We start from the raw sequence: 24,771 nt of genomic DNA on the forward strand, positions 1-24,771 counted from the left end.
TATCAGGAATCAGCGGCGGCGAGAAACCGCTGCCAGGTCGCCGAACATCGCCATCAGCATGCTGGTCAGGTTCACGACGACCATGCCGGCGCCCGCGGCGAACGAATCACGGACCCGGTCGAGATTGCCGACGATGTCCATCCGGATGGCCCCGCCCTGGGCGACGTGCTCATGGACCTCGGCGATTGTGGCCACCAACGACGGGTCGGAGGTGCTGTCCAGGCCCATCGACACCGCAAGATCCGACGGACCGCACAAGGCGCCGTCCAGACCCGGCACCGCAAGGATCTCGGCGGCATTCTCGCAGCCGGCCCGGGACTCGATCATCGCGATCGTGAGTGTTCCGTCGACATCCGCATCCAAATGCTCACGCGCCGTCACCGAGCCGAATCGTCCGGTGCGCCCGTACGTGGCGAATCCGCGGTCGCCCAAGGGTGGGTAGCGCGTAGCGAAGACCGCGGCCGCCGCCTGCTCCGCACTATCCACGTGGGGCACAACGATTCCGGTCGCACCCAGGTCGAGCGCCCGTTGGATCAGCGCGGGCTCGTGCTGCCCGACCCGCACCAGAGTGTCCATCCCGTGCAATTGCGCGACGGTGATGTGGTGGCGCAGCGACGTCTCATCGGCGGAACCGTGCTCGCAGTCGATCAGCACGTAGTCCAACCCGGCGACCGCGGCCATCTCGACGAGTTCCTCCGACGGCATTCGCAGGAGGGCTCCGACGAGTTGTTCACCGGCAGCGGCACGGGCCTTGAGCGTCACCCGCCCGACCGAACGTGACCCGGTCATCGGGCAATCATCCCGGCTGACAGGTCGATGTCGGCACCGCAGAGACCCGGCATCGACAACATCGCGAGCGCTGCAGCGGCGACCTCGTCCTCGGTGACCATCCGCCGCAATGCAGCACGAGACACGAAGGCCTCCTCCGCCTGCGCGTAGGAGATCCCTCTGCGCTCCGCCTCGAGGGTGAAGTTCCGGTGCATCCGCTCGCTGTCGACCGGGCCCGGCGACAGCGTGTTCACGTTGACTCCGCGCGGACCGACCTCAGTGGCCAGCGTGGTGGTGAGCCCGATGACGGCCATCTTCGACGCGCAGTACGGCGTGCGACCGGTCAACGGGCGCTTCCCGGACACCGAAGCCAGGTTGATGACGTCTCCGCGTCCGCGTTCGACCATGGCGGGCAGGAACTCGCGACACATCAGATACGTGCCGCGTACGTTGACCGCGAACACCTCGTCCCATTCTTTGACGTCGATGTCGACGAGGTCGGCGACGGGCCCGGCGATCCCAGCGTTGTTGACGAGGATCGAGATCTCCTCGTCGGCAAGCTCGTCGCGTAGCCGGACGACCGAGTCGGCATCGGCGACGTCACAGACCGCGGCCCGAGTCAGCTCGGGCCGCGCCGTCGCGACCAGGTTGACTTTCTCCTGGTCGCGGCCGACGACGACCACTCGGACACCGTTGTCCGTCAGGACGCGCGCGATGGCCGCGCCCAAACCACTGCCGCCACCGGTCACCAACGCCGTCCGGCCGGCGACACCGCTCATTGCGCAGCTGCCGACGCGAGCGCGTCGGACCACTCGAGTGACTTGCCGCCGAACTTCGCCGCGCGGACGTCACCGGAGCGCGCATGTCCTTCGAACAGCTCGACCCGCGCCGCGCGACCGCACACCTCACCGAGGAGCGCGCTCGAGGCCTCGTTTGTGACCTCTGAGTAGGTGACCGTCTTCAGGTACTTACCGACCCACAGGCCGCCCGTGTAGCGCGCCGAACCGCGCGTCGGCAGCACATGGTTGGTGCCGATCACCTTGTCGCCGTAGGAGACGCAGGTGCCCTCGCCGAGGAAGAGTCCACCGTAATTACGCATGGCGGCAAGCGCTTCGCGCGGATTCTCGGTCAAGACCTCGACATGTTCGCTGGCGTAGGTGTCGGCCAGCGCGTAGGCCTCTTCGCGGCTATCGACGACGATGACCTCGCCGTGATTGCGCCATGCCGGTTCGGCCATGTCCTTGGTGGGCATGTCGACCAGAATCGTATCGATGTGCTCGATCACCCGAGCGCCCAGCTCGGCCGATGTGGTGATCAATACGGCCGGCGAATCGGGACCGTGCTCGGCCTGCGACAGCAGATCGACGGCGACGACGAACGGGTCTGCGGCGTCGTCGGCGATGACCAGGATCTCCGTCGGTCCGGCGAACAGATCGATTCCGACTTCGCCGAACAGCTGTCGCTTTGCTTCTGCGACATACGCATTGCCGGGTCCGGCCAGCAGATCGGCAGGTGCCACGGTCTCGGTGCCGAGGGCAAGGGTGCCGATGGCCTGGACGCCGCCCAAGAGGTAGATCTCGTCGGCTCCGGCCATGTGCATCGCGGCGATTGTTGCCGCCGGGACCTCACCACGGATCGGCGGGGTGCACGCCGCAACGCTGGGCACGCCGGCGACTTTCGCGGTGACGATGGTCATGTGCGCCGAGGCGGTGAGCGGATAACGGCCCCCGGGGACGTAGGCGCCGACGCGACCGATCGGAATGTGCTTCTGTCCGAGTCGGACACCCGGGAGGGTTTCCATCTCGAACTCCGACATCGACTCGAGCTGACGCTGCGCGAATGCTCGTACCTGAGCCTGAACGAACTCGATGTCGTCGATGACCTGCTGCGGCACCGACGCGATGATCTCGGCGATACGTTCGGGCGAGAGGCGGAAGCTGTCCGGGTTCCAGTTGTCGAGGTTTGTCGACCATTCGCGCACCGCGGCGTCTCCGCGATCACGGATATCGTCGAGGATGCTCGAGACCCGCTGGCTCACTTCGGTGCGTTCGATGCGCACGGTCTCGGTGGGCGTAGCGGACTTCAGGACGGTTGGCATGTTGTCTCCAAGGGTTGAGGGTGATCGAGGTTGTTGGTGATGATCCAGTCACGAAGAATCGCGCTGACGGATGTGGGGCTCTCCCAGGTGCACAGGTGGCCTACGTCGGGGATGATCTCGAGGCGGGCGTGCGGAACCGCGTCGGCAATGGCCCGATGGAACGCCGGCGGACACAATGTGTCGTCCTCGGCCGCAAGAACGATTGTGGGACAGACGATCTTGTGGAGGTGCGGGATCGAGTCGATGCGGGTCGCCTGAGCGGCCAACTGAGCGCGAAAAACATCTGGGCCGATTCGGTGTGCCATCCGTCGGAAACGTTCGCGCAACTCGGCTGGCGGAGTCGGATCCCTGAACATGGTGGGCGCGATGATGTCTTGGACCACCGCTGCGAACTCGCCGTGATCCGTGCGGGCGGCCATGGTGAGCCACGACTCGCGTTGTGCGTCGGTCGGGGCTCCGGCGTTGGTGGACATCGCACAGAATCCGAGAACACGCTCGGGAGCCTGACGGATTATTTCGAATCCGACGATGGCGCCGAGGCTCAGACCGCCGAGAAGAAAACGCGGCGGCGCGGAGTCCAGAACCTCGGCCGCCATCTCGGTGATGCTGCGCCGGCTGATCGACGCGAAAATCACAGGTGCACTGGCAACTTCGCCAATGTCGGACCACAGATCGTCGTCGCACAGCATGCCCGGCACCAGTACGAGTGGCGCGGACTCGGTCATGATCGCCGCGGCACCAGTGCGTACGGGGCGAGGTAGCCGTTGTGGTCGATCGCATCGCCGGCGTCAGCTGCGGCCTTAACGACCTCCTCGTCCCACTCGAGTCGGACCCTCGCGTCGCCACTCGTGACGACGAGCATCAACCCCGGCTCGTCACCGACATTGCGGATCGACCGCCAGGCGTGGGGCGGGACCGAGACCATGTCCCACTCACCGAGTCGAACGGTCTCGGCGTCGGGCCCACGGTTGACGGTCACCTCCCATTCGCCGTCCTTGACCATCAGGACGGTGTTCTCGGCATGGCGGTGCGCGGACACGCCCTGACCCGCCCTCGCCCGGAGCCACGCGACGGCGTGACCGTGCGGATGCACCACGCGGGGGAGTTGGTCGCGGTCCTCGGTGACGCCGAATCCGATGACCGGACCGAGTTCGACGCCGCCACCGGGCAACGCGGAATCCAAGAGTGCACGGTCTGACCACGTGATGTTCTCCGGCGTCGCGATCCGAGCCGCCATCTCGTCGACCGTGTAGTGACGGAGGCCGGCGATCTGCTCGGTGGTCAACGGTTCGATCAGCTCCGTCTCGGAGGTGATCTCGTCTCCGGCGACGGTATCGATCAGTTGCCCGTCGGCGCGGAGATACAGACCGTGCCCCTTGGCGTCGTCGAGGACCGCCGGGCTCCAGATAATTCCGCCGGTGCGATCCATGCCGAGGACGGTGAACAGGATGCCCTCATCGGGACCGATGTTGGTGAAACCGCGGAAGATCCAGGTGGGGATCGACGCGATCTCCCCTTCCTTGAGGACGAGCTCACCCTCTTTGCCGTCGACTCCCCACCGCAGCAGGTATTCGCCCTTGAAACAGAGGAACACCTCTGCTGTGAAGTGGAGGTGGAGATTGTTTGTCACGCCGTGTGGCATGGCGGCCGCGCCGATCTGAAAGCCGTGCGGCTCAGCGAGATTGACGAACTGTCCAGAGCTTTGGCTCACTCCGCGACCGATCATCGAATAATTCTGCTTACGGTCTGAACCTGGGGTGCGGCAGTCGATGAACGCCTGATTGCAGGACACGAACTCACTGCGGAGAATTGTTCGGCGGCGTAGCTCATCTGGGGTGACGGCGACATCGGTGGTCATGTGCGACTCCTGTCGGATACCGAGACCAATGTGCAGAGCCGTGATTCATCGGAGACGAGAGGATCGGCTTGCGGAGGCCATGATTTATACGTATGCATTCTGCATCCGGTGCACCTCAGGTGTCAACCCCCGAATCCGCGTGCGCAGCCACGGTAGCCCCTGAAAACCCGCCAGTGCAGGAATTTTGGCCGCACTACTATCCAGGAATTGGCTGGCCTGTCGGCGGCGGGCGCTGCGCCCGGTACCCTGGTGGTGCCGCCCGTATTTATTCGCGTGCAGGCCTCGGCAATGGAGGATGAATGAGCGTCACGAGTCGCGATGTAGCCCGACTGGCGGGCGTTTCCCAACCGACGGTGTCTCGCGCGCTGCGCGGAGATACTCGGGTCGCGGAAGCGACACGACTTCGTGTTGCTGAGGCTGCGGATGCTCTGGGATATGTGCCGAGTGAGGCGGGCCGCAGTCTCGTGACCCGGATGACCAGGCGAATTGGCATCGTGGTTACCGATCTGACGAATCCGTTCTATCCGCAGCTGGTCGGTCCGTTGCACGACGAGTTGGAGAAACACGGCTACCGGATCATGGTGTTCGCCGAGCGCACCGACAGTCTCACCGCCGTCGAGCACCTGGTTGATGGATCAGTTGACGGTGTCGTATTGCTGACAACGACGCTAGGGTCTCGGCTTCCGTCAGAACTGACGCGACGTGGGGTGCCATTTGTATGCCTCAATCGTGAGTCGGGATCGGGCCTGGATGACGCGGCAGTTGTCGACAACGAACTCGGCGGCAAGATGGCCGCCGACCACTTGGTCGAGCTCGGTCACCGGCGAATTGCCGGAATCTTCGGACCCGAGGACACAAGCACTGGGCGCGATCGTGAGCTGGGATTTCGCTTCGCCCTCGCGGAAGCAGGAATCGCGATCCCGGTGGCTTTGACGGCTCACGGGCCGTTTGATTTCGACACCGGACATGCCGAGATGCAGCGCTTTCTCGACATGGCGAATCCGCCGACAGCCGTGTTCTGTGGCAACGACGTGGTCGCCATAGGGGCACTCAACGCTGCGGTCGGGGCGGGCGCCCGTGTTCCCGGCGACGTGAGCATCGTCGGGTTCGACGACATCCCGATGGCCTCGTGGGAGGCTTTTCGCCTGACGACTGTCGCCTACGACCTGTCCGACATGGCGGTCTCGGCGGCGCGACTGCTCGTGCGACGCCTCGGCGCGCAGGCCGACGATCAGCCGCAACGTGAGGTCATGGTGCCGTCTCTGATCGTCCGTGGGACCACTGCCGTCCCGTGTTCCTGACCCGGTTCTGCCCATCACGAATATCCGTATGTTCATCCAGATCTTGCTAGCCAATAGCTGATTGGTATCCCAAAAGTACTGTGTAACAGCACTTTTCATGACTTGCATATTCTTCTGCATCGATCTTGCTTGTTTTAATTCATACGTATACACTCAGCGGTGAGACGGCAGTCACAAGATTCATGACACTGTGATGGCGTCCCGCGAAAACTCTGCTGATGCGCCAGGCCTCAGGCCGGCGGCAGGTCACACCCGCCAGGGTGTGTAATCGAAAGGTGGGTCAGTTGACCACGACAACCCCGTTACTCGAGGCTCGCGGCCTCTGTAAGAGCTATGGCCACGTCGACGTGCTGCGAGGCGTGGATTTCACCGTCCAGCCGGGCGAGGTCACGGCTCTGATCGGTGACAACGGCGCCGGCAAGAGCACTCTCGTCAAGACTCTCTCGGGCGTTGTGCAGCCCGACGGCGGTGAGCTGTTGATCAATGGCAAGCCGACGACCATCAGTTCCCCGCTCCACGCGAGAGAACTGGGCATCGAGACCGTCTATCAGGACCTGGCACTCGCACCGGAGTTGAGTGCCGCCGACAACGCCTACATCGGTCGCGAGCTGCTCAAGCCTGGCATCCTCGGCCGACTGGGAGTGCTGGACAAGCGCTCGATGCGGAGCCAGGCTGCCGAGGCGTTTCATTCGCTGGGCACCGATCTGAAAGATCTCGACGCTCCGATCGCGACCCTGTCCGGCGGGCAGCGCCAGTCCGTGGCCATCTGCCGATCTGCGATGTGGGCAAAACACCTGGTCTTCATGGATGAGCCGACCGCTGCGCTCGGCGTGGTGCAGACCCGCAAGGTACTCGACCTGATCCGACGTGTTGCCGACACCGGTATCGCGGTCGTGTTGATCAGCCACAACATGCCGGAGGTTCTCGAAGTCGCTGATCGAGTGCAAGTGCTCCGCATGGGGCGTCGGGTGGCCGACCTGGTTGCCAAAGACTGTGATGTCGACGATCTCGTCGGCGCAATGACCGGCGCACTGGACGGAGCTGCGTGATGAGTATTATCAATGAATCGACCACGACGAAAGCTCAAGTCGAAAGTCCATCCAAGGCAATGGCAACAGCTGACTTCCCGAGTTCGGGGACCTCGTCGATCTCCCGGAGGACCCACCTGCTGCGTCAGCTCAAGTCCTCCACTCCGGTGTACATGTTCGGAGTCATGGTCCTGCTGTTCATCGCCTTCTCGGTGTTGGCGCCCAATGCCTTTCCGACGCTCGCGAACGTTCGGAACATCTTCATGGACGGCTCGACACTGCTCGTGCTCGCGGTCGGAGTGACATACGTGATGGTGGCCGGGGGCATCGACCTCTCGATCGGCTCGGTCCTGGTGTTCGCCAACGTCGCCGCGGCCAAGACCATGACGGCCATGGGCACCGACAACGCGATGACCATCGTCGTCGGTGTCGCGGTTGCCCTGGCATGCGGACTCGGCTGGGGCATCTTCAATGGTCTCTGCATCACAAAGCTGCGGGTGCCCGCCCTCATCACCACACTCGGAACGCTCGGTGCGGTACTGGGACTTGCCAACTTGTTGGTGGATGGCAATGACATCAGCGATCTGCCCTCGTCGCTCATCTCGCTGACGACCAGTCATATTCTGGGTGTCAGCCCCCTCATCTGGGTGGCGATCATCGTCGTGATCATCGGTGGTGTGGTGCTGGCGGTCACCCGATTCGGACGTCATACCTATGTCGTAGGTTCCAACGAAGAGGCTGCGCGTCGTGCAGGCATCAATGTGGACCGTCACCTGATCAAGCTCTACGCAATGAGCGGAATGCTGGCGGGCCTGGCGGGCATGCTGTCGCTGATACGATTCGACACCACAACGCTTTCCGGGCATACCACCGACTTCATCGCCGTGATCACTGGTGTTGTGTTGGGCGGAATCAGTCTGTTCGGTGGCGTAGGCACCGTCGGTGGCGCCGTCATCGGTATCTTCATCTCGACCATGCTGATCAATGGTTTCACCATCATCAACGTGCAGCCCTTCTGGCAGCAGGTCGCGATCGGCTTCATCCTGATCCTCGCGGTGTACATCGATCAGCTCAAGCGACGCAGCCGCGATCGCGCCGGGAGGTGACCTGATAATGAACCAGCGCAATACTTTCCGCCGTGGTAAGGGGGCGATCGTCCTCGCTCTAGCGGGCGCGATGGCCATCGGCATCACCGGGTGCGGAGGAGAGTCCTCGGCCACTCCCGAGAACGATCCGCATGGCAAGCGTGTGGTCTATATTCCGGGATTGACCGGTAATCCGTTCTACACCAGCGTTTCCTGTGGAGCCGCGGCCGAGGCAAAGAAACAGGGTATTGAATACGCGACGCAGGGGGCCGCCGAGTTCTCCGTGCCCTTGCAGACACAGGTCGTCGAAGCCGTCACGGCCAGTCATCCCGCAGCGATCATGGTTGCCGTCACCAGCCCCAAGGCCATGATCGCACCGTTGCTGCAGGCCAAACGTGATGGCATCAAGGTGATCACCATTGATGGTGACCTCACCGACAAGTCGATTGCGATGACCAACATCGAGTCCGACAACTACCGTGGTGGTCAACTCGCCGGAGAAAAGATGGCCGAGTTGATCGGCGGTCACGGTGACGTCGTCGATCTCGACAGTGCCTCGGGGTCGGTCGTCGCCGAGGCCAGGCGAGCCGGCTTCGAAGATGCCATCAAGAAGCACCCCGGAATCAACTTCATCGGCGTGCAGTACACAGAGAATTCCCAATCGAAGGCAGCGCAGATCGCGGCGACAATGGCCACATCGAACCCGAATCTCAAAGGGGTCTACGCTCAGTCGACGAACAACACGGCTGGTGCGATCACCGGACTCCGTGAAGTCGGCAAAACCGGCAAGGTGAAGCTGGTCGGTTTCGACGTCTCCGACCCCATCATCGAAGCGCTTCACGCCGGACAGATCGAAGCGACCGTTCTGCAGGATCCGATCGAAGCGGGTCGGTTGGGCATCGATTCGGCGGCAGCAGCGATACGAGGTGAAACGGTGCCGAGGGATCAGAAGCCTACTTTCGCGATCGCAACACCGCAGAACATGGATACGCCGGAAGTCAAGGCACACCTCTACAAAACCCATTGCTGACCGCGTCGCCGGTAGCACGACACATTTATCCCGAAATAGGAAGAAGGAAATGAAGTTCACCCCAGCCCGTCTCGCTGAACTCGACGGCAAGTACCGCCACATCAAGACACCCGCACTGGATCGTCCTGAGGCGCAACGTGACCCCAAGGTCATCGAAACGGTGTCGCAGATGCTTTCCACGATTGAGGCCGACGGAATCGATGCGGTGCGCCGATACGCCCGCGATCTCGACGGCTTCGAGTCAGCGGATTTCGAGCTGACTGCTTCAGACCTGGCGAAGTCGGGAGATCTGCTGTCGGAAGAACTCCGCGCGGCTTTGGAACTCGGGTCGGAGCGGACGAAGTCCTTCGCACGCGAAACACGTTCCCATCTGGTCGATTTCGAGATGGAACTTGCTCCGGGACTGGTCACCGGCCAGCGTTATGTGCCGATTGAACGTGTCGGCGCATACGTGCCGGCGGGTCGATTCCCGCTTCTGGCCGGTGCCTTCATGACGGTCGGTGTGGCAAAGGTGGCCGGCGTCGATACCGTTATCGCGTGCACGCCGCCGCGCCGCGACGGTAGCGCCGATCCCGCAGTGCTCTACGCCGCACACCTCTCCGGCGCAGACCGAGTATTCGTGCTCGGCGGCGTCCAGGCACTGGCGGCCATGGCATTCGGCCTGCTGGGCGACCATCCGGTCGACATGCTGGTGGGTGCCGGCAACGCGTACGTCGCTGAAGCGAAGCGCCAGTTGTTCGGCACCGTTGCCATCGATCTGCTCGCGGGACCGTCCGAGGTTGCGGTCATCGCCGATGAAACGGCAGATCCCGCCACCGTCGCCGCCGATCTGCTTGGGCAGGCCGAGCACGGGATCGAGTCGCCGGCTGCTCTGGTGACCACGTCCGAAGCCCTGGCGCGTGAAGTGGTGGCGGCCGCGGAGACGCAGCTTCAGGAACTCAAGACCAGTGACATCGCAGGTCCTGCGTGGCGTGACTATGGGTCGGTGACCTGGGCGCAGGATCGCGAGACAGCGATCGCGCTCATGGACGACTTGGCTCCGGAACACCTGGAGATCCAGACCGCCGACGATGACTACTACCACGAGAATCTCCGCAACTACGGCTCGATCTTCCTGGGGCCGTGGAGCACGGTCGCCTACTCCGACAAGGGCATGGCCGGCACCAACCACGTCTTGCCCACGGCGGGCGGCGCGCGCCACAGCGCGGGTCTGTCTGTGTCGAGATACCTGAAACCACTGACATACCAGCGAGTCTCGCGCGATGCGACACCGGCCGCAGCTGAAGCGGTGGAAACCATTTCGCAGTACGAGGGAATGGCCGCGCACGAGGCCACGGCGACGATCCGCCTGGAGGCCTACCACGGACGTGAGGATGTCTGACATGGGAAAGAACGGAACCGCTCCCGCCGTCGATACCGAGAGTGCCACGATAGGGACGTCGATGTCGGATGCCGATGTTCGCGCATCCAGCACAACACCGGCTGCGAAGGAGTCGAAGATGTCGGAATCGTCTGGGCGCGTCATGCCTACGGATTTCGCGATCGCGCTGCGGCAAGGAAACGGTGCCGACACGGTCGATTATCCGACGGGCGACCGTCGACAGTTGATGCGTGGATTCGAGGACACTTACGTCGACATCGTCGATTACATTGTGCGCATCACGCATCGCATCTGGGAAGACCAGGATGTCGGCTACATCTATGACACCTACTCGCCCGGTTGCCGCCTGCACACCGACAGCGGACTCCAGTACGGAGTTGAAGCGTTGGTCGAGGGAACCCTGCACTCCATCAACGCATTTCCCGATATGCGGCACTACGCCGATGACGTGATCTGGGCCGGCAACGACGAGCAGGGCTTCGTCACCAGCCACCGCGCGATCAACACCGGCCACCACACCGGCCCATGGCGCTGGGGTCCGCCGACCGGGCGCAAGCTCGACACCTGGGTCATCGCCAACTGCCTCGTGCAGGAGAACGAGATCGTCGAGGAGTGGGTGCTGTACAACACGGCAGCCAAGCTTGCGGGACTGGGACTCGACGTGGTGGAAGCGGCGCGGACGTTCGGCAACGAAGGCGGACTCGCTCCGCTGAGTGAACGAGACCTCACCGAGGTTGACCGACTCGTCGGCGGACGCAAGCCCATGCCCTATCCGGCTGCGCCGGAAGGTGTCGATTTCGACATCGAGCACATGGTGCGCTCCCTGTGGCACAACGTCTTCAACCGTCGAGACCTGAGCGCGATCGATCGCGCGTACGGCCCGGCGGTGCTGTGGAACGGCACCACCAACCGTGTGGGCCGTGGACGTGGTGACGTGCGTGCGTTTGCTCGCAGCCTGCTGTCGACGTTCCCCGATCTCGGTGTCGCCGTTGACGAGGTGTACTGGATGGGCAACGACGCCGACGGCTATCGGGTGATGGTGCGCTGGGTGGGTGCCGGCACTCACCGGGGGTACGCGTTGTACGGCAAGCCGACTGGCCGGCGTGCACACATATGGGGTATCTCCCAGCTGTACGTGAAGGATCGGCAGATCGTCGAGGAGTGGAACCTCTTCAACGAGTTCGACGTGTTGGCGCAGCTGCTGCGCGACGACGAGACCTCACTGATCCCGTGACCCGTATTGTCTGCGTCCCGCTGGCACCGCAGATCGGCGAGTTCGAGGCGAACTGTTCCCGCATCGAATCCGCTATAACCGAAGCGGTGGCGGCGGGCGCAGACATCATCGTGTTACCCGAACTCGCGACCTCGGGCTATGTCTTCGATTCGCACGTAGAGGCCCTACGGCTGGCAGTCCCCTCGGACCACCAGGCGCTGTCTCGATGGTCTGCGGTCGCCGGGTCAGCAACGGTGGTCGTCGGCTTCTGCGAGTTGTCGCCCGACGGACGCGTGTTCAATTCCGCGGCCGTCGTTGACCGGACCGGCGTTCGCGGGGTGTACCGGAAATGTCACCTGTGGGATCGCGAGAAACTGATCTTCACTCCCGGCGACCGGCCTCCGCTCTTGGTCGAGACCACGCATGGTCGCCTGGCAATCATGATCTGTTACGACCTCGAGTTCCCCGAGTTCACGCGTGCCGCTGCCCTGGCCGGCGCCGATCTGTTCGCCGCTCCGGTCAACTGGCCGCTGATGTCGACACCGGCAGGGGAGCGTCCGGCCGAGCAAATCATGGCGATGGCCACGGCCCGCATGAATGGCGTCTTCGTTGCCTGCACGGATCGCACCGGCGTCGAGCGGGGTCAACAATGGACCGCTGGAACGACAATCATCGGTACTGACGGGTGGGTGATCGGCCGCGATCTCGCCGGATGTGTCGTCGCCGACTGCGATCTGTCCGTGGCGCGATCTAAGAAGCTGGCGACCTCCGCCGACGCATTTGCCGACCGACGCCCGGATGTCTACGCCGTTGATGCAGGATATCCCGCCTCACTGGTGTGAGCGCCTGATCGTCCTAGTAGGCGCTATCGATCCATTCACTACCCTGGACCCCATGAGCGCACCGAGCCCCACGGCGCCGCAGCCGGGCACCAAGCCCGAACGCCCCGATTCCGTCTCCATCGCCACCGAACTGTGGATAGTGGTGATCCTCGGCCAACTCGTGGCATTCGTCGGTCAATACCCGACACTGCGTGACTCGTGGTTGCGTCAGATTCGGGAGCTGCCCGCCGACACCCCCAAAGAACAGCTCGACACCCTCAACTCGTCGACGACGCTGATCATCGTGCTCGTCACCCTGGGCGTCGCACTGACCGCGATCTCCGTCGCCGTCGTCTGGTTCACCCGCATCGGCTACAACTGGGCGCGTGTGATCACCGCCGCGATGGGCGTGTTCATGGCGGTCAACCTGGTGTTCGCGCTGTTCGGTCACACCGAGCCGGCCTGGGTGATGATCCCGATGGTGCTCAGCGGTGTCGCCGGGATCGGCGCGTCGGTGGCGTTGCTACGTCGCGAATCCGAACAGTATTGCCGCGACATGGCCACCTACCGCGCCGCTCCGCGCTACCCTGTCGGACCACCGCCGTACGGATCCGGACCCGGGTATCCGCCGGGGCCGGGGTATCCGCCGCAGGGACCCGGGTACCCGCCGGGGCCGGGTCAGTGGCCGTATGGTGGCGGGCAGCAGAACGGGCCGTACGACCCGCACAGCACCGACCGATCGCAGCCGAACGAAGGAAATCAGACACGTGGAGACTCCTGACCACGCGACGCGACCCAAACTCGTCGTCTGGGCCTACCGGTGCTGGGTCATTTCGGGAGCGTTGCTGATCGCACTCGGCGTGCTGGCGATCGTGCTCGGGATCTTCACTTCCGGACCCACCCTGGGGCCGGTCGGCATCGGCGTGATCATCGCCGCGGTCGGCGGCGCCTACGTGCTGATGGGCAGCAAGGCGTTCACCGGGGATGCGCGCTGGCGGTCGTCGCTGGCCGCGCTGACGTTGGTCGTGGTGATCATGCTGGTGATCATCGGATTCGTCTACCCGATCTTCGCGATCGCGCTGCTCGTGGCGTTGGTCGGTCTCGTCGGGTCGTTGCTCGCGTTCCGGCCCGACTCGGAGGCCTGGTACACCGAGACGCCGCAGAAGAAATGAGCGACGCGACCGACCCCACCTCCGAGCCCGACGACGAACTGGACCGCCCCGCCGCGCAGGAGCAACCACCCGCTGAACCCGTCGACGAGGGGGAGGTGCTGTTCGCCGAACCCGGCGGCAGTTGGTGGGTGGTCCTCATCGGACCGATTCTGATCGGGGCGGTGCTGGCGATGGAGATCTCCGGCCCTGGCCAGGTGCACTGGCTCGTGCTCGCCATCTTCGGGCTCATCCTCACGGGCTTCTCGTTCGTCCAGGTGAAAGCGGCCCGCACCCACGTCAGCGTCCGCCTCACCGAGACCACACTGCAGCAGGGCACCCGACGCCTCCCGCTCGCCGACATCGCAAAGATCTACCCGGCGAACAACTCACCGGAACATCAGGACTGGGAGAGCGCCCGCGCCCTCGGGGAGCTCCCCGCGGTGCCCCGACGACGCAAGGGCGTGGGCGTGAAACTCGCCGACGGCACCATCGCGCAGGCCTGGGCCCGCGACGTCGAGCGCTTCCGCACCGAACTGACCGAAGCGCATCAGGCGGTGCAGATGGGCCTGCCACCCCGGGGCCGCAAAGACTAGCCGTGCTCCAGCATCGGCGCCGTCAGTAGCTCCTCCGGAATTCCGAACGCGTCGACCAGCGTCCGCGCGTGCGGCCGCAGTTCGAGGCACAATTCGTTGACGCCGCGTCGAATCGCCTTGGCCCGCTCCACCGACACGTGCCGGTGCATCAGGAACCACGACAGGTCGGCCTCGAGCGCGGAGTAGACGAACAGGTCGCACACCTTCCCGAGAACCTGTGCAGCAGCCCGCGAATCGCAGTCGTTGATCACCTGGATGAACGACTCGAGGACCATCCGTTCGGTGCGTGCCTGCCCCACCTTGAGCAGATGATCCTGCGCGTTGTTGAACACCTCGAAGGCATCGTTCTCGTCGTCGAGGGCCTTGCGCAGCCGTTGGGCGCAGGTCCGGACGAGGTGGTCCTCGCGGTTGCGGAACAACCGGATCTGCGTGCCGCGGTTGGTCAGATTCGACTTCTCGGTGTCCTCGTCGGAGCCCTCGAGCAGCGTCTGCACCACCTGCCGGACCGCGGTCTTCTCCACGACGACATCGCGCGCCATCCCGGCGATGAACCGCACCCATCCCGTGGTCGAAAGGCCTTGCACATCATCGGCATACGCGGAGAGAAGTTCTTTGGCGACGAGCTGGGTGAGGACGGTGTTGTCGCCCTCGAAGGTAGTGAACACGTCGATGTCGCCGCGCATGATCGACACCTGGTTCTCATCGAGATAGCCGGCGCCGCCGCACGCTTCGCGGCTGATGTTGATCGCGTGCGAGGCATGCCAGGTGGAGTACGCCTTCAATCCGGCTGCGTCGCTTTCCAATTGCCGCTGCCGCGCGGCGTCGGCATCACCGGAGGGCGACTGCACCTCGTGCAACTCCGCAGTGATCTCGTTCTGTGCACACGCGATCGCATACGATTTCGCGATGAGCGGCAACAACTTCCGCTGATGACCCAGGTAATCCATGACGAGGATCTCGTCGTCGGCGTCGGGTGCCTCGAACTGTTTGCGGATCAGTCCGTAGCGCGTGGCCAGGGTCAACGCCTTGCGGCCCGCGGCGCCAGCGGTCGCCGCCACACTGACCCGACCGCGAATTAGCGTGCCCAGCATGGTGAAGAAGCGGCGGTTGGAGTTCTCGATCGGCGACGAATAGGTGCCGTCCTCGGCGACATCGGCGTACCGGTTCAGCAAATTCTCTGCCGGGATGCGCACGTTGTCGAACATGATGCGGCCGTTGTCGACACCGGCCAGGCCGCCCTTGTAACCGCAGTCGCTGGTGGTCACGCCGGGCAGGTCGTTGCCATCGTCGTCGCGGATCGGCACCACAAAGCAATGCACGCCGTAACTTTGGGCGTCCTCGCCGGGTCCGGTGGTCACCAGCTGCGCGAACACCGCCGCCACCCGTGCGTGCTGCGCGGCGCCGCCGATGTAGTCCTTGCGTGCCGACGGCGTCGGCGAATTGACCACGAACTCTTGGGTTTCCGCGTCGTAGGTGGCGGTGGTCTCCAGTGCCTGCACGTTGGATCCGTGCCCGGTCTCGGTCATCGCGAAGCAGCCGAGCAGGTCGAGGTCGATGATGTCGGAGACGTAGCGCTTGTGGTGACGTTCGGTACCGAGATTCTCCACCGCGCCGCCGAAAAGTCCCCACTGCACACCGGCTTTCACCATCAGCGACAGGTCGGCATAGCCGAGCATCTCGATGGCGGTGATGGAGGCGCCGACGTCGCCGGTGCCGCCGTGGTCGGTGGCGAATCCGGCGCTCGCGAAGCCGTTCGACGACAGTTCCCGCATCACCTCCAGAATCCGGGCGCGCGCCTCGTCGAGTGTCAGGCTCGGATCGGGCAGCAGGTCCGCGCGGTTGGATTGTTCGCGTACGTTGTCGCGGATCGCGCGCCAACGGCCGTCGAGGACGAAGCGGAGGTTGTCGACGAGCAGTGCACGCTCGTCGTCGGAGAGATCATCTGTCGGCGGAACGACTGCCTCGGGGTCGTCGGTGACGGCGTCGGAACCTGCGGAACTCTGGGTGGTGGGCGTGGCCATGGCTCCACGTTACGGACTCGGCGCCCGCTTCCCGACGGTTTCCTGGTTCGGGTTCAGGGCAGCAGGCCTTGCCGTCGCGCTTCGACGACCGCTTCGCGACGGTTGCGTACTTCGAGTTTGCCCATCAGATTGCCGACGTAGCCGCGGACTGTCTCGGTGCGCAGACCCAGGCGCTCGGCGATCTCGGCGTTCGGGCACCCGAGGGCGAGGTGGGCGAGCACATCGGTTTCCCGAGCCGACAACGACACCGTCGGCGCTGCTGCCAGCGTCGAACCCAAACCACGCAACCGCTGCTCGATGTTCCGAAGTTGTTCGGCAAGAGCAGGATCGGTGGTCTGATCGGCTATTGCCCGCAGGGCGAGGTAGCTCTCGATGATGCCTTCGGACACCGCCGGTGACACGGTGCCCGATCCGACCTGTGCGGTGTCGAGGACCCGCACTCGTCGGTCGACCTCGTCGCGCACGTCGATCTCGCGCGCGAGTCGGCGGGCGGCGGCAACCATCTGGGTGAACGTGGTGTCGCCGAACTCGACGACGCTGCGCAGACCGCCGTAGAGCACCGCGCGGGTGCGGCCGCCGACCACTGCCGGCACCGCGAGCAGCGACTCGATGCCCTCGCCGGCGACCTGACGGTCGTACTCGTGGGTGATCTCGGTGGAGTGCGCGTAGTTGGTGACCGCGCCGGGCCGTCGTTCGGCGATCGCACGCCCACCCAGCCCGCATTCTGCGCTGATCAGCAGGTTACGCAGCACCGAGCTGCGGGTGCCGACGAAGCCGGACAGCACCAGGTCATTGTTCTCGATGACCCCACCGAACAGCACCGGTAAGCCGGTGACGCGGCCGGTCTCGCGCAGTTCGGCGCGCACAGCGTCGGCGTCGTCCGGACGCATCGTGCGCATCGATGTTCTCCTCGGTGATCGTCGCCAACCACCCCTTCTCGGGGGTGGCCGGCCTCTAGTGTGATCCATAGCGTGGAGGACCGACAACCTCAAGCGCGGTCACCCGGCCGCGGCACAACCCTCGGAGCAGACGATGACTCTCACCGACACCACCACCGGCGACCCGTTTGCGGAGTTCGGCCGCGCCGATTTCGGCCTGGCCAATCGCTCCGAACTCACCCCGCTGCGCTTCCTCGAGCGCTCCGCCGAGGTCTTTGGTGACCGTACCGCCATCATCTACGGGGACCGACGCGCCACCTATACCCAATTCGCCGACGAAACCCAACGGCTGGCCCGCGTCCTGCGCAGCCGCATCAGGCCGGGTGAGCGGGTCGCCTACCTCGCACCCAACATCCCCGAGATGCTCGTCGCGCACTACGCGGTGCCGTTGGCCGGCGGCGTGCTGGTGGCGTTGAACTCGCGACTGGCCGGCCCCGAACTCGTCTACATCTTGCAGCACGCCGGCGTCACCACGTTGTTCTTCGACGCCGAGTTCCGCCACACCGTGTCGCTCATCGCCGACGAACTGCCCGATCTGACAACCTATGTCGAGATCACCGACGCCGAGTTCGGCACCGTCCCCGAATCAGTCGACGCCGCGGGGATTTCCGGCCTCCAGACCTATCCGGACTTTCTCGCTCTCGCCGACGACCTCGATCGGACACCGCTCCCGTGGACCGTCGACGACGAGGACCGGGTGATCACCATCAACTACACGTCGGGCACCACCGGAAAACCCAAGGGCGTCATGTACACCCACCGAGGTGCCTACCTCAACTCGTTCGGCGAGACGTTCCACAACCAGTTCACCGGCGACTCTCAGTACCTGTGGACGCTACCGATGTTCCACTGCAACGGCTGGTGCACCCCGTGGGCGGTGACCCAGGCGTCGGCCACCCACATCTGTCTGCGCGCGGTCCGCGGCGATGCGGTGTGGGACGCCATCGACAACCTCGGCGTCACCCACCTGTGTGGCGCGCCGACCGTCTGCACCACCATCGCGGGATCGCCACGCGCACACCGACTCGACCGGCCGCTGCACATCACCACTGCCGGTGCACCCCCGTCGCCGACGGTGATCGGGCAACTCGAAGCACTCGGCGTCACCGTCGTTCACGTGTACGGACTCACCGAGGTGTACGGCCCCTACACAATCTGTGAATACCAGGACGCCTGGGATGATCTCACGCCCGCCGACCGCGCAACCAAACTGTCGCGGCAGGGTGTCGGTATGGTGCAGGCCGAGGATGCGCGCGTCGTCGAACAGGGCACACTGCCGCTCGTCGACGTACCCGCCGACGCCGAGACCATGGGCGAGATCGTGTTACGCGGGAACAACGTCATGGCAGGCTATTTCAAGGACCCCGACGCCACCCGAGAAGCGTTCGCCGGCGGCTGGTTTCACACCGGCGATCTGGGGGTGATGCACCCCGACGGCTACATCCAGCTCCGCGACCGCGCCAAGGACATCATCATCTCCGGCGGCGAGAACATCTCCACCATCGAGGTGGAACAGGCTCTGGTGAGCCATGATTCGGTGCTCGACGTGGCCGTCGTCGGCGTGCCGGACGAGAAGTGGGGAGAGCGTCCACGCGCCTACGTGCTGCGCAAGCCGGGTGCCGAACTGACCGCCGACGACCTCATCGAGCATGCCCGGAAGCTGTTGGCGGGATACAAGATCCCCCGCGACATCGTCTTCGCCGACGATCTGCCCCGGACCTCCACCGGGAAGGTACTCAAGTTCGAGCTGCGCAAGCAGGCCGAAATGGATTAGCACTCAGCGCGGGGAACCGAAGCGCCGCAACAACTGTTCGCCCACCTGCGGTGGTACGAGCTCGTCGGGAATGATCATGTGCGCCGCCATCCGCCGGCCGCCACCGTCGCCGCGCAGTGATAAGGCGTGCCCGGTGCGCGCGACCGCAGTGATGGCCGCAACCGGCATCGACTGGCTGTGGCCACCGAGTCGTACGGTGATGACATCGGGGCCGAAATCCGCAGAGATCTGCTCGCCCGGGCGGACGAGCTCGCCGAACCGCTTCGGGCTACGGATGCACACGAAATACACTGCCATCACGGAAATCGTCACACCCAAGCCGACGGCCACCAGTAACGATTCGAGGCTGCGGGCACCGGAAATGCCGAGCGGGATCATCGCCAGCGCGGGGACCAGCGCCAACAACACCATCCGCGGCATCATCTGGTTCTTTCGTACCGCCTCCGTGAGACGATCGGGCAGACCGGCATCGACGATGGCGTAGGTGCGGATGACGCCGTCGGGGCGTTGGGGACGTCGGGACACGCTCTGCGGCATGGGGATGGGTCGTTCGTGTTGGTCGCCTGGGCCGAACCAGGCCAGCAGGCTCGCCGCGACCTGTGGCGGAACGAGTTGGTCCGGAAACACCATCACCACGCTGTCGCCGACGACGCGTAATGCCCTGTCGGACTTCTCGACCCGCCGGATCTGCGGGAACGAGATGGTGGTGTGGTTATCGGCCCAGCCGATGCCGACCCAGTCCGGGCCGAACTCGGCGGACAGCTCGGTGCCCAACGGGATCAGGTAGCGCCACCGCCACGGTTTCATAAAGTGCAGTGCAAGACCGAGAATCGCGATCATCACCGGCGGGCCGAGGTAGAACAACTTGCCCGCGGTGAGCAGCGCATCGCCCATGGTGATCATTGCATACAGGTAGCTGAAGGTCGGCGCGGCGAGGATAAGCCACACGCGGCTCCGCCACAGCCACGTGTAGCGCGAGGCCATCGCCTGCGACATAGCGATGTTGGTCTGCTTGGTGGCGACACAGCGGGTACGAATGACGTTGGTAGGGAGATTCATCGGGCGTTCTTTCCGTAGCGTTCCCGCAGGTGGGCGATGGTCTCATCGGGCACCAGCTCGAGCGGGATCGTCATCGTGAACAGCCGGCGGGCCGAGGAGATCTGCAGGGTGCCGCACCGGACGTGGGCGCGCCGGATGGTTGCGGTACTGATGATTTCGGTGCGTTCACCCAGTCGAACGCCGATCTGCTCCGGCCCGAACTCGGCGGCGATGGGTGTCCCGGGCGGCACCAGGCGCCGGTTGCGCCGTGGCATGCCGATGATCACCTGATAGGCGATCATCGCGAGGCCGATGCCGGCGATCGTGGTGACCGCAGCGATGTCGGTCACGTCGAATGATCCGGACTGTGCGCGCACAGCGCCCAGAGTGACTGGTACGTAGGCGATCAGGACGGTGGTAGCGAGACTGAGCCCGGGGTGGCGGCGGAACGCGGATGTCAGTCGGGCGGTGAGTTTGTCGTCGGCGATAAGGTGAGTGTTGACCGCATTCGGTTGTGGTGCCCGGATCGGTTCGGAAGGCGTTGTGGTGTCGGTCAATTCGTTGGGTACCAGTAGTCGGCTACCGTCGGCGGAGATCACGGCGACGTCGGCGATGTGGCGTGTGCGGCCGTGTCCTCGGCTCACCCCCGTATAGCAGCCGCGGTAGCCGACGCCGATCCAGCTGGCGCCTGAATCAGCGAAAATCGTTGTGCCTTCTGGAAGTTCGATGTCGAGAGGCCGCCGACCGCGCACCCGTGTCGCTCCCCACACGACGAACGCGATGCAGAAGAAGCCGATGACGAGGAGTTGTCCGAGTGCGGTCCAGTCGCCCCGGTTGCGCGGCACACCGGAGGTGACCAGCACCGGGGTGATGATCGACAACACGATGACGCCCATCATCCACCACGTGGTGGTGAGGCCGTAGTAGGAGGCGCGGGACATTCGCCCGACGAGCGCATCGTCGGACAGCCGGCGGCGCCGGACGATATCGGCGGGCAGCAGGCCGGTGGCGCACGGTACCCACTCGGTGTTGGCCTGCTCGTCGGGGCGATTCGCGCTGCGCATCCTCGGTTCTTTCGCTCATCTCGTCGTGGTCTTGATGGTTGGATGCGGGCCAGGGCGCCGATGTTCCTGCCGACCGGCAGCATGCGGGAGGCCCGTCGGCCATACTGAGCGCATGGCACCCAGTGACAGCGCCGGCGACGACTTTCGGATGCGCGTGGTCACCGAGTCGATCCGACTCTTCGCCGACAGTGGCTACGAATCGACGACCGTCGAACAGATCGCGTCGGCCGCGGGTATCTCCCGGCGCACGTTCTTCCGGCAGTTCGGCTCCAAGGAAGACGTCATCTTCGCCGACCACGAAACCCTCTTGCATCAGGTGGAAGCGCAGCTCGACGCCGACTCCGGCGACCCATGGGTTGCCGTGTGTGAGTCTGCTGAACTGGTCTTTGTCCATTTTCTGGCCATCCGCGACCTCGCGATCCGACGGCTGCGGGTGGTGCAGCAGGTGCCCGCACTGCGGGAGCGGGAGCTCGTCACGACCTACCGCTATCAGCGGTTGTTCGAGGACTATCTGCGCAGGGTGCGGCCGGACGAATCGCGGGTGCGCATCGTCGCCTATGCAGCGGCCATCACCGGCGCGCACAATTATCTGCTGCGTTCGATGATCCGGGGCGACAAGCAGGCGACCCTGGAACGACTGCGCGCCGAACTCTCCCGCATCCGGACGGCACTGAGTGCCGTGGCCGCTGTTGGTGAACTGCCGGCCGTGGCCGTGGTGACGTACCCGCCGGGCACGCCGGCCGAGGAAGTCGGGCGACTAGTCGGCGAACAACTGCGCGCCGAGCAGCGGAAACAGGGACACTGAAGAGGTGATCGGTGACACTCAGTGGTTGACATGGCACTGAGTGCCGTGCTGAACTGGAGATATCAATGAAACTGGCACGCAGTGCCGTGAGGAGTGATGATGGGCTTCGGTAATCCTGATTTCAACGTGTTCGAGCTGCCGGAGGAGCATGTGGCGCTCCGCGAGGCGATCCGCGCTCTCTCCGAGAAGGAGATCGAGCCGCACGCCGCCGACGTCGATGAGAAGTCGCGGTTCCCGCAGGAAGCCCTCGACGCGCTCGTCGCCTCCGGCTTCAACGCCATCCACGTGCCCGACCAGTACGACGGCCAGGGTGCCGACTCGGTTGCTGCGTGCATCGTGATCGAAGAGGTGGCGCGGGTGTGTGCGTCGTCGTCGTTGATCCCGGCGGTCAACAAGCTCGGCACCATGGGCCTGATCCTCAACGGCTCCGACGAACTCAAGCAGCAGGTGCTGCCGTCGATTGCCTCCGGTGAGGCGATGGCGTCCTACGCGCTGTCCGAGCGCGAGGCCGGCTCCGACGCCGCGGGCATGAAGACCCGCGCCCGCAAGGACGGCAGCAACTGGGTGCTCAACGGCTCCAAGTGCTGGATCACCAACGGCGGCAAGTCAACCTGGTACACCGTGATGGCCGTGACCGATCCGGAGAAGGGCGCCAGCGGAATTTCGGCGTTCATGGTGCACAAGGACGATCCCGGCTTCACCGTCGGGCCGCTGGAGAAGAAGCTCGGCATCAAGGGATCCCCCACGGCCGAACTGTATTTCGAAGAGTGCACCATTCCTGAGGACCGCATCATCGGCGACGAGGGCACCGGCTTCAAGACTGCGCTGCAGACCCTTGACCACACCCGCCCGACCATCGGCGCCCAGGCTGTCGGCATCGCACAGGGTGCGCTCGACAAGGCGATCGAATATGTCAAGGACCGCAAGCAATTCGGCAAGCCGATCGCGTCGTTCCAGGGTGTCGAGTTCATGATCGCCGACATGGCGATGAAGGTCGAGGCCGCCCGACTGATGGTCTACACCTCGGCCGCCCGTGCCGAGCGCGGCGAGAAGAACCTCGGCTTCATCTCCTCGGCGTCGAAGTGTTTCGCCTCCGACGTCGCCATGGAGGTCACCACCGACGCCGTGCAGCTCTTCGGCGGCGCCGGCTACACTCGCGACTTCCCCGTCGAGCGGATGATGCGCGACGCCAAGATCACCCAGATCTACGAGGGCACCAACCAGATTCAGCGCGTGGTCATGAGTCGCGCACTGCTGCGCTGACTCGGTCCTGACCGCCAGGAACAACGCCTGTCGCCAGACGCAAGTGTCCCGTCACTTGTGTTCAGCGACAGGCGTTGTGTCTGTTCCGGAGATAGCCAACCTGGTCTTGAGTCGCGCGACGAGTTTCTTGGGCTGGTCAAGATCCTTCCATCCCCAGTTGATGGGCCACTCGCCGTGCTCGATCAGCTTGTCTGACCGATCCTTCTCGTAGAGCACTCGTCCGACACCATCGTCTCCCTTGTACTTCTTCAATCCGTTGCACTCACCGACCACGCGGTGCCGACGCCAGTAGAAGTCGACTCGCGCGATCAGTCGCCCCCACCGGTCGAAGAACTCGACCTGCAGTTCTGGGGCGGGTAGTTCGGCGTCGAGGATCATGATGCGGCTTCGCGATTCGAGCACCGACTCGGCCAGGCCGTTGAACTCGACGACGACGCGTGCGGGCGACTGCACCAAGACACCGCGCACCACCGTGACCGCCGGCGGACGGGAATCGCTCAACAGACGCACCACTCCGGTCGATCTCGACCCGGGGCCGAGATCGGCGTCGGTGAGCACCACCCGGGACGTGTTCAGACCCCACACCGGCAGCCCGTGCACCGCCGCTGCCGAGACCAGGGCAAGCGGACGCCCGGGTTTGGCCGAGCGACGGGCCCAGGCCACGGCGAGTTCGCCATGGCGTTGCTCCGGTGTGCCGTCGAGGAGTTCCGGCCGGATGAGTACACCCGGCGCCAACACCGACAGCACCCCCGCGCGCACCGCAGCCCGGATCTCATGGTCGGCATATCCGCCGGCGAGCAACTCGGCGCGGTTCATCGCACCGGTCAGAGTCGTGAACCTGTCCATGAGGGTTGGACGCACGACGAGGTCTATTGGTTGCATGGCCCCGTCCCCGGCGATCACAAACAACGCCTGTTGTCAGAAACACGTGGCATGTCACGTGTTTCTGACGACAGGCGTTGTTTCTGAGTGGGTCAGGCGTAGGCGGGGCGGAACTCCAGACGTGCACCCTGCTTGCGGGCGGCGTCGCGGAAATCCTTCAGCGCGCGGGGCATGTGGAAGCCGTTGGTGACGATGAGCGCGCCAGAGGCGCCCATTGCCTTGAGCATGCCCACCGTGTAGCTCGCGTTCTGGACGGTGCTGAGCGACCGACCCTCGTTGACCATCTGCCACATCGGAACACCGCGGCGTAGGAGACCGAGATTCATGAACTGAGCCTCGGACACCGGGAGCCACCAGGTGTTACCGCCCGATACGACCATTCGGTTGAACGGGTGGCTCAGCGCCAGACTCGCGGCGACGTTCATCCGCTGCTCGAGGATCGCCGGCGTCTGGCCGAAGGTCCCCATCTTGGCGCCGAGCACGACGATGTAGCGCTGGCCCGGGCTTTGCCAGAGGAACAGACTGTTGGGCGACAGCAGGTCGGAACTGCCGGCGCTGCCCAGGTCGAGGCTGCCGTTGTCGGCCCGTGCGGGGGCGGCAACCAGTCCCAACGCGGTGACCAGCGCCGCAAGTACCACGAGAATCCTGATGCGCATGGT

Annotated in this window: 24 protein-coding genes; 13 read left to right on the forward strand and 11 right to left on the reverse strand. The window is 64.6% G+C overall.

Annotation, left to right across the window (positions count from 1 at the left end; all coding sequences use genetic code 11):
* Positions 1–9 precede the first annotated feature (9 nt).
* The 5 genes from AAFP30_RS15550 to AAFP30_RS15570 are packed head-to-tail and all read right to left on the reverse strand — an operon-like array spanning position 10 to position 4,724.
* Positions 10–789: an HpcH/HpaI aldolase family protein gene (locus tag AAFP30_RS15550; RefSeq protein ID WP_419230859.1), complete on the reverse strand. Its 780-nt coding sequence runs from the start codon at positions 787–789 to the stop codon at positions 10–12.
* Positions 786–1,547 (reverse strand): SDR family NAD(P)-dependent oxidoreductase, encoded by a 762-nt coding sequence (locus tag AAFP30_RS15555; RefSeq protein ID WP_419230860.1) that lies wholly within the window; start codon positions 1,545–1,547, stop codon positions 786–788. The genes AAFP30_RS15550 and AAFP30_RS15555 overlap by 4 nt, the downstream gene beginning before the upstream one ends.
* Positions 1,544–2,866, reverse strand: a complete 1,323-nt coding sequence (gene hisD, locus AAFP30_RS15560) for a histidinol dehydrogenase (protein WP_419230861.1) — start codon at positions 2,864–2,866, stop codon at positions 1,544–1,546. The genes AAFP30_RS15555 and hisD (AAFP30_RS15560) overlap by 4 nt, the downstream gene beginning before the upstream one ends.
* Positions 2,851–3,591: an alpha/beta fold hydrolase gene (locus AAFP30_RS15565; protein WP_419230862.1), complete on the reverse strand. Its 741-nt coding sequence runs from the start codon at positions 3,589–3,591 to the stop codon at positions 2,851–2,853. Before AAFP30_RS15565 ends, hisD (AAFP30_RS15560) begins: the two co-directional genes overlap by 16 nt.
* The gene (locus AAFP30_RS15570) at positions 3,588–4,724 is read right to left on the reverse strand and encodes a cupin domain-containing protein (protein ID WP_419230863.1); all 1,137 of its coding nucleotides are present in this window, start codon (positions 4,722–4,724) and stop codon (positions 3,588–3,590) included. Before AAFP30_RS15570 ends, AAFP30_RS15565 begins: the two co-directional genes overlap by 4 nt.
* A 299-nt stretch (positions 4,725–5,023) precedes the next feature.
* Here AAFP30_RS15570 and AAFP30_RS15575 point away from each other — a divergent pair, with 299 nt between their 5' ends.
* The 10 genes from AAFP30_RS15575 (at position 5,024) to AAFP30_RS15620 (ending at position 14,327) form a co-directional block, all read left to right on the forward strand.
* Positions 5,024–6,025, forward strand: a complete 1,002-nt coding sequence (locus AAFP30_RS15575) for a LacI family DNA-binding transcriptional regulator (RefSeq protein WP_419230864.1) — start codon at positions 5,024–5,026, stop codon at positions 6,023–6,025.
* A gap of 284 nt (positions 6,026–6,309) precedes the next feature.
* Positions 6,310–7,074 carry an ATP-binding cassette domain-containing protein gene (locus AAFP30_RS15580; RefSeq protein WP_419230865.1) on the forward strand — a complete coding sequence of 255 codons (765 nt, stop codon included), beginning with the start codon at positions 6,310–6,312 and terminating at the stop codon, positions 7,072–7,074.
* A gap of 59 nt (positions 7,075–7,133) precedes the next feature.
* A complete protein-coding gene (locus tag AAFP30_RS15585; RefSeq protein ID WP_419230866.1) occupies positions 7,134–8,159 on the forward strand; it encodes an ABC transporter permease in 1,026 nt (341 codons plus the stop codon).
* A 7-nt stretch (positions 8,160–8,166) separates the two neighbouring features.
* A complete protein-coding gene (locus AAFP30_RS15590) occupies positions 8,167–9,168 on the forward strand; it encodes an ABC transporter substrate-binding protein (RefSeq protein ID WP_419230867.1) in 1,002 nt (333 codons plus the stop codon).
* A 49-nt stretch (positions 9,169–9,217) separates the two neighbouring features.
* Positions 9,218–10,549 carry a histidinol dehydrogenase gene (gene hisD / locus AAFP30_RS15595; RefSeq protein WP_419230868.1) on the forward strand — a complete coding sequence of 444 codons (1,332 nt, stop codon included), beginning with the start codon at positions 9,218–9,220 and terminating at the stop codon, positions 10,547–10,549.
* 118 nt (positions 10,550–10,667) lie between these two features.
* A complete protein-coding gene (locus AAFP30_RS15600) occupies positions 10,668–11,783 on the forward strand; it encodes an ester cyclase (protein WP_419230869.1) in 1,116 nt (371 codons plus the stop codon).
* Positions 11,780–12,604, forward strand: coding sequence for a nitrilase-related carbon-nitrogen hydrolase (locus AAFP30_RS15605; protein ID WP_419230870.1), 825 nt, complete (start codon positions 11,780–11,782; stop codon positions 12,602–12,604). Before AAFP30_RS15600 ends, AAFP30_RS15605 begins: the two co-directional genes overlap by 4 nt.
* Positions 12,605–12,656: 52 nt before the next feature.
* Positions 12,657–13,364 (forward strand): hypothetical protein, encoded by a 708-nt coding sequence (locus tag AAFP30_RS15610; protein WP_419230871.1) that lies wholly within the window; start codon positions 12,657–12,659, stop codon positions 13,362–13,364.
* Complete coding sequence (locus AAFP30_RS15615; protein ID WP_419230873.1) at positions 13,351–13,755, forward strand: hypothetical protein; 405 nt, start codon at positions 13,351–13,353, stop codon at positions 13,753–13,755. The genes AAFP30_RS15610 and AAFP30_RS15615 overlap by 14 nt, the downstream gene beginning before the upstream one ends.
* Positions 13,752–14,327: a DUF3093 domain-containing protein gene (locus tag AAFP30_RS15620; RefSeq protein WP_419230874.1), complete on the forward strand. Its 576-nt coding sequence runs from the start codon at positions 13,752–13,754 to the stop codon at positions 14,325–14,327. The genes AAFP30_RS15615 and AAFP30_RS15620 overlap by 4 nt, the downstream gene beginning before the upstream one ends.
* On the opposite strand, the gene AAFP30_RS15625 is transcribed toward AAFP30_RS15620, so the two are convergent.
* Positions 14,324–16,348: an acyl-CoA dehydrogenase gene (locus AAFP30_RS15625; RefSeq protein ID WP_419230875.1), complete on the reverse strand. Its 2,025-nt coding sequence runs from the start codon at positions 16,346–16,348 to the stop codon at positions 14,324–14,326. The genes AAFP30_RS15620 and AAFP30_RS15625 overlap by 4 nt on opposite strands.
* A 53-nt stretch (positions 16,349–16,401) precedes the next feature.
* Positions 16,402–17,247 carry a LuxR C-terminal-related transcriptional regulator gene (locus AAFP30_RS15630; protein WP_419230876.1) on the reverse strand — a complete coding sequence of 282 codons (846 nt, stop codon included), beginning with the start codon at positions 17,245–17,247 and terminating at the stop codon, positions 16,402–16,404.
* Positions 17,248–17,380: 133 nt separating this feature from the next.
* Here AAFP30_RS15630 and AAFP30_RS15635 point away from each other — a divergent pair, with 133 nt between their 5' ends.
* On the forward strand, positions 17,381–19,060 hold the full coding sequence (locus AAFP30_RS15635) for an AMP-binding protein (RefSeq protein ID WP_419230877.1): 1,680 nt from the start codon (positions 17,381–17,383) through the stop codon (positions 19,058–19,060).
* A 3-nt stretch (positions 19,061–19,063) separates the two neighbouring features.
* Here the strand turns inward: AAFP30_RS15635 and AAFP30_RS15640 are convergent, their stop codons facing one another.
* Both AAFP30_RS15640 and AAFP30_RS15645 read right to left on the reverse strand, forming a co-directional pair.
* A complete protein-coding gene (locus AAFP30_RS15640; RefSeq protein WP_419230878.1) occupies positions 19,064–20,119 on the reverse strand; it encodes a hypothetical protein in 1,056 nt (351 codons plus the stop codon).
* Complete coding sequence (locus AAFP30_RS15645; RefSeq protein ID WP_419230879.1) at positions 20,116–21,162, reverse strand: hypothetical protein; 1,047 nt, start codon at positions 21,160–21,162, stop codon at positions 20,116–20,118. The genes AAFP30_RS15640 and AAFP30_RS15645 overlap by 4 nt, the downstream gene beginning before the upstream one ends.
* Before the next feature lie 112 nt (positions 21,163–21,274).
* On the opposite strand from AAFP30_RS15645, the gene AAFP30_RS15650 reads away from it, so the two are divergent.
* The gene (locus AAFP30_RS15650) at positions 21,275–21,967 is read left to right on the forward strand and encodes a TetR family transcriptional regulator (protein ID WP_419230880.1); all 693 of its coding nucleotides are present in this window, start codon (positions 21,275–21,277) and stop codon (positions 21,965–21,967) included.
* Positions 21,968–22,066: 99 nt separating this feature from the next.
* Positions 22,067–23,230, forward strand: a complete 1,164-nt coding sequence (locus AAFP30_RS15655) for an acyl-CoA dehydrogenase (RefSeq protein ID WP_419230881.1) — start codon at positions 22,067–22,069, stop codon at positions 23,228–23,230.
* A 51-nt stretch (positions 23,231–23,281) separates the two neighbouring features.
* Here the strand turns inward: AAFP30_RS15655 and AAFP30_RS15660 are convergent, their stop codons facing one another.
* Together AAFP30_RS15660 and AAFP30_RS15665 are read right to left on the reverse strand one after the other, a co-directional pair.
* The gene (locus tag AAFP30_RS15660) at positions 23,282–24,091 is read right to left on the reverse strand and encodes a hypothetical protein (protein WP_419230882.1); all 810 of its coding nucleotides are present in this window, start codon (positions 24,089–24,091) and stop codon (positions 23,282–23,284) included.
* A gap of 113 nt (positions 24,092–24,204) precedes the next feature.
* On the reverse strand, positions 24,205–24,768 hold the full coding sequence (locus AAFP30_RS15665; RefSeq protein WP_419230883.1) for a YdcF family protein: 564 nt from the start codon (positions 24,766–24,768) through the stop codon (positions 24,205–24,207).
* Positions 24,769–24,771 lie beyond the last annotated feature (3 nt).

The organism is Gordonia sp. CPCC 205515, assembly GCF_048537925.1.
Taxonomy (GTDB): Bacteria; Actinomycetota; Actinomycetes; order Mycobacteriales; family Mycobacteriaceae; genus Gordonia.

Excerpts from the sequence above, each read along its gene's own strand:
- AAFP30_RS15630 (WP_419230876.1), bottom strand. The coding sequence starts at position 17,247 with ATGCGCACGATGCGTCCGGACGACGCCGACGCTGTGCGCGCCGAACTG.
- AAFP30_RS15550 (WP_419230859.1), bottom strand. The coding sequence starts at position 789 with ATGACCGGGTCACGTTCGGTCGGGCGGGTGACGCTCAAGGCCCGTGCC.
- AAFP30_RS15585 (WP_419230866.1), top strand. The coding sequence starts at position 7,134 with ATGGCAACAGCTGACTTCCCGAGTTCGGGGACCTCGTCGATCTCCCGG.
- AAFP30_RS15625 (WP_419230875.1), bottom strand. The coding sequence starts at position 16,348 with ATGGCCACGCCCACCACCCAGAGTTCCGCAGGTTCCGACGCCGTCACC.
- AAFP30_RS15570 (WP_419230863.1), bottom strand. The coding sequence starts at position 4,724 with ATGACCACCGATGTCGCCGTCACCCCAGATGAGCTACGCCGCCGAACA.
- AAFP30_RS15635 (WP_419230877.1), top strand. The coding sequence starts at position 17,381 with ATGACTCTCACCGACACCACCACCGGCGACCCGTTTGCGGAGTTCGGC.
- AAFP30_RS15610 (WP_419230871.1), top strand. The coding sequence starts at position 12,657 with ATGAGCGCACCGAGCCCCACGGCGCCGCAGCCGGGCACCAAGCCCGAA.
- AAFP30_RS15650 (WP_419230880.1), top strand. The coding sequence starts at position 21,275 with ATGGCACCCAGTGACAGCGCCGGCGACGACTTTCGGATGCGCGTGGTC.
- AAFP30_RS15620 (WP_419230874.1), top strand. The coding sequence starts at position 13,752 with ATGAGCGACGCGACCGACCCCACCTCCGAGCCCGACGACGAACTGGAC.
- hisD (WP_419230868.1), top strand. The coding sequence starts at position 9,218 with ATGAAGTTCACCCCAGCCCGTCTCGCTGAACTCGACGGCAAGTACCGC.
- AAFP30_RS15590 (WP_419230867.1), top strand. The coding sequence starts at position 8,167 with ATGAACCAGCGCAATACTTTCCGCCGTGGTAAGGGGGCGATCGTCCTC.
- AAFP30_RS15555 (WP_419230860.1), bottom strand. The coding sequence starts at position 1,547 with ATGAGCGGTGTCGCCGGCCGGACGGCGTTGGTGACCGGTGGCGGCAGT.
- AAFP30_RS15575 (WP_419230864.1), top strand. The coding sequence starts at position 5,024 with ATGAGCGTCACGAGTCGCGATGTAGCCCGACTGGCGGGCGTTTCCCAA.
- AAFP30_RS15640 (WP_419230878.1), bottom strand. The coding sequence starts at position 20,119 with ATGAATCTCCCTACCAACGTCATTCGTACCCGCTGTGTCGCCACCAAG.
- AAFP30_RS15600 (WP_419230869.1), top strand. The coding sequence starts at position 10,668 with ATGTCGGAATCGTCTGGGCGCGTCATGCCTACGGATTTCGCGATCGCG.
- AAFP30_RS15645 (WP_419230879.1), bottom strand. The coding sequence starts at position 21,162 with ATGCGCAGCGCGAATCGCCCCGACGAGCAGGCCAACACCGAGTGGGTA.
- AAFP30_RS15565 (WP_419230862.1), bottom strand. The coding sequence starts at position 3,591 with ATGACCGAGTCCGCGCCACTCGTACTGGTGCCGGGCATGCTGTGCGAC.
- hisD (WP_419230861.1), bottom strand. The coding sequence starts at position 2,866 with ATGCCAACCGTCCTGAAGTCCGCTACGCCCACCGAGACCGTGCGCATC.
- AAFP30_RS15655 (WP_419230881.1), top strand. The coding sequence starts at position 22,067 with ATGGGCTTCGGTAATCCTGATTTCAACGTGTTCGAGCTGCCGGAGGAG.
- AAFP30_RS15665 (WP_419230883.1), bottom strand. The coding sequence starts at position 24,768 with ATGCGCATCAGGATTCTCGTGGTACTTGCGGCGCTGGTCACCGCGTTG.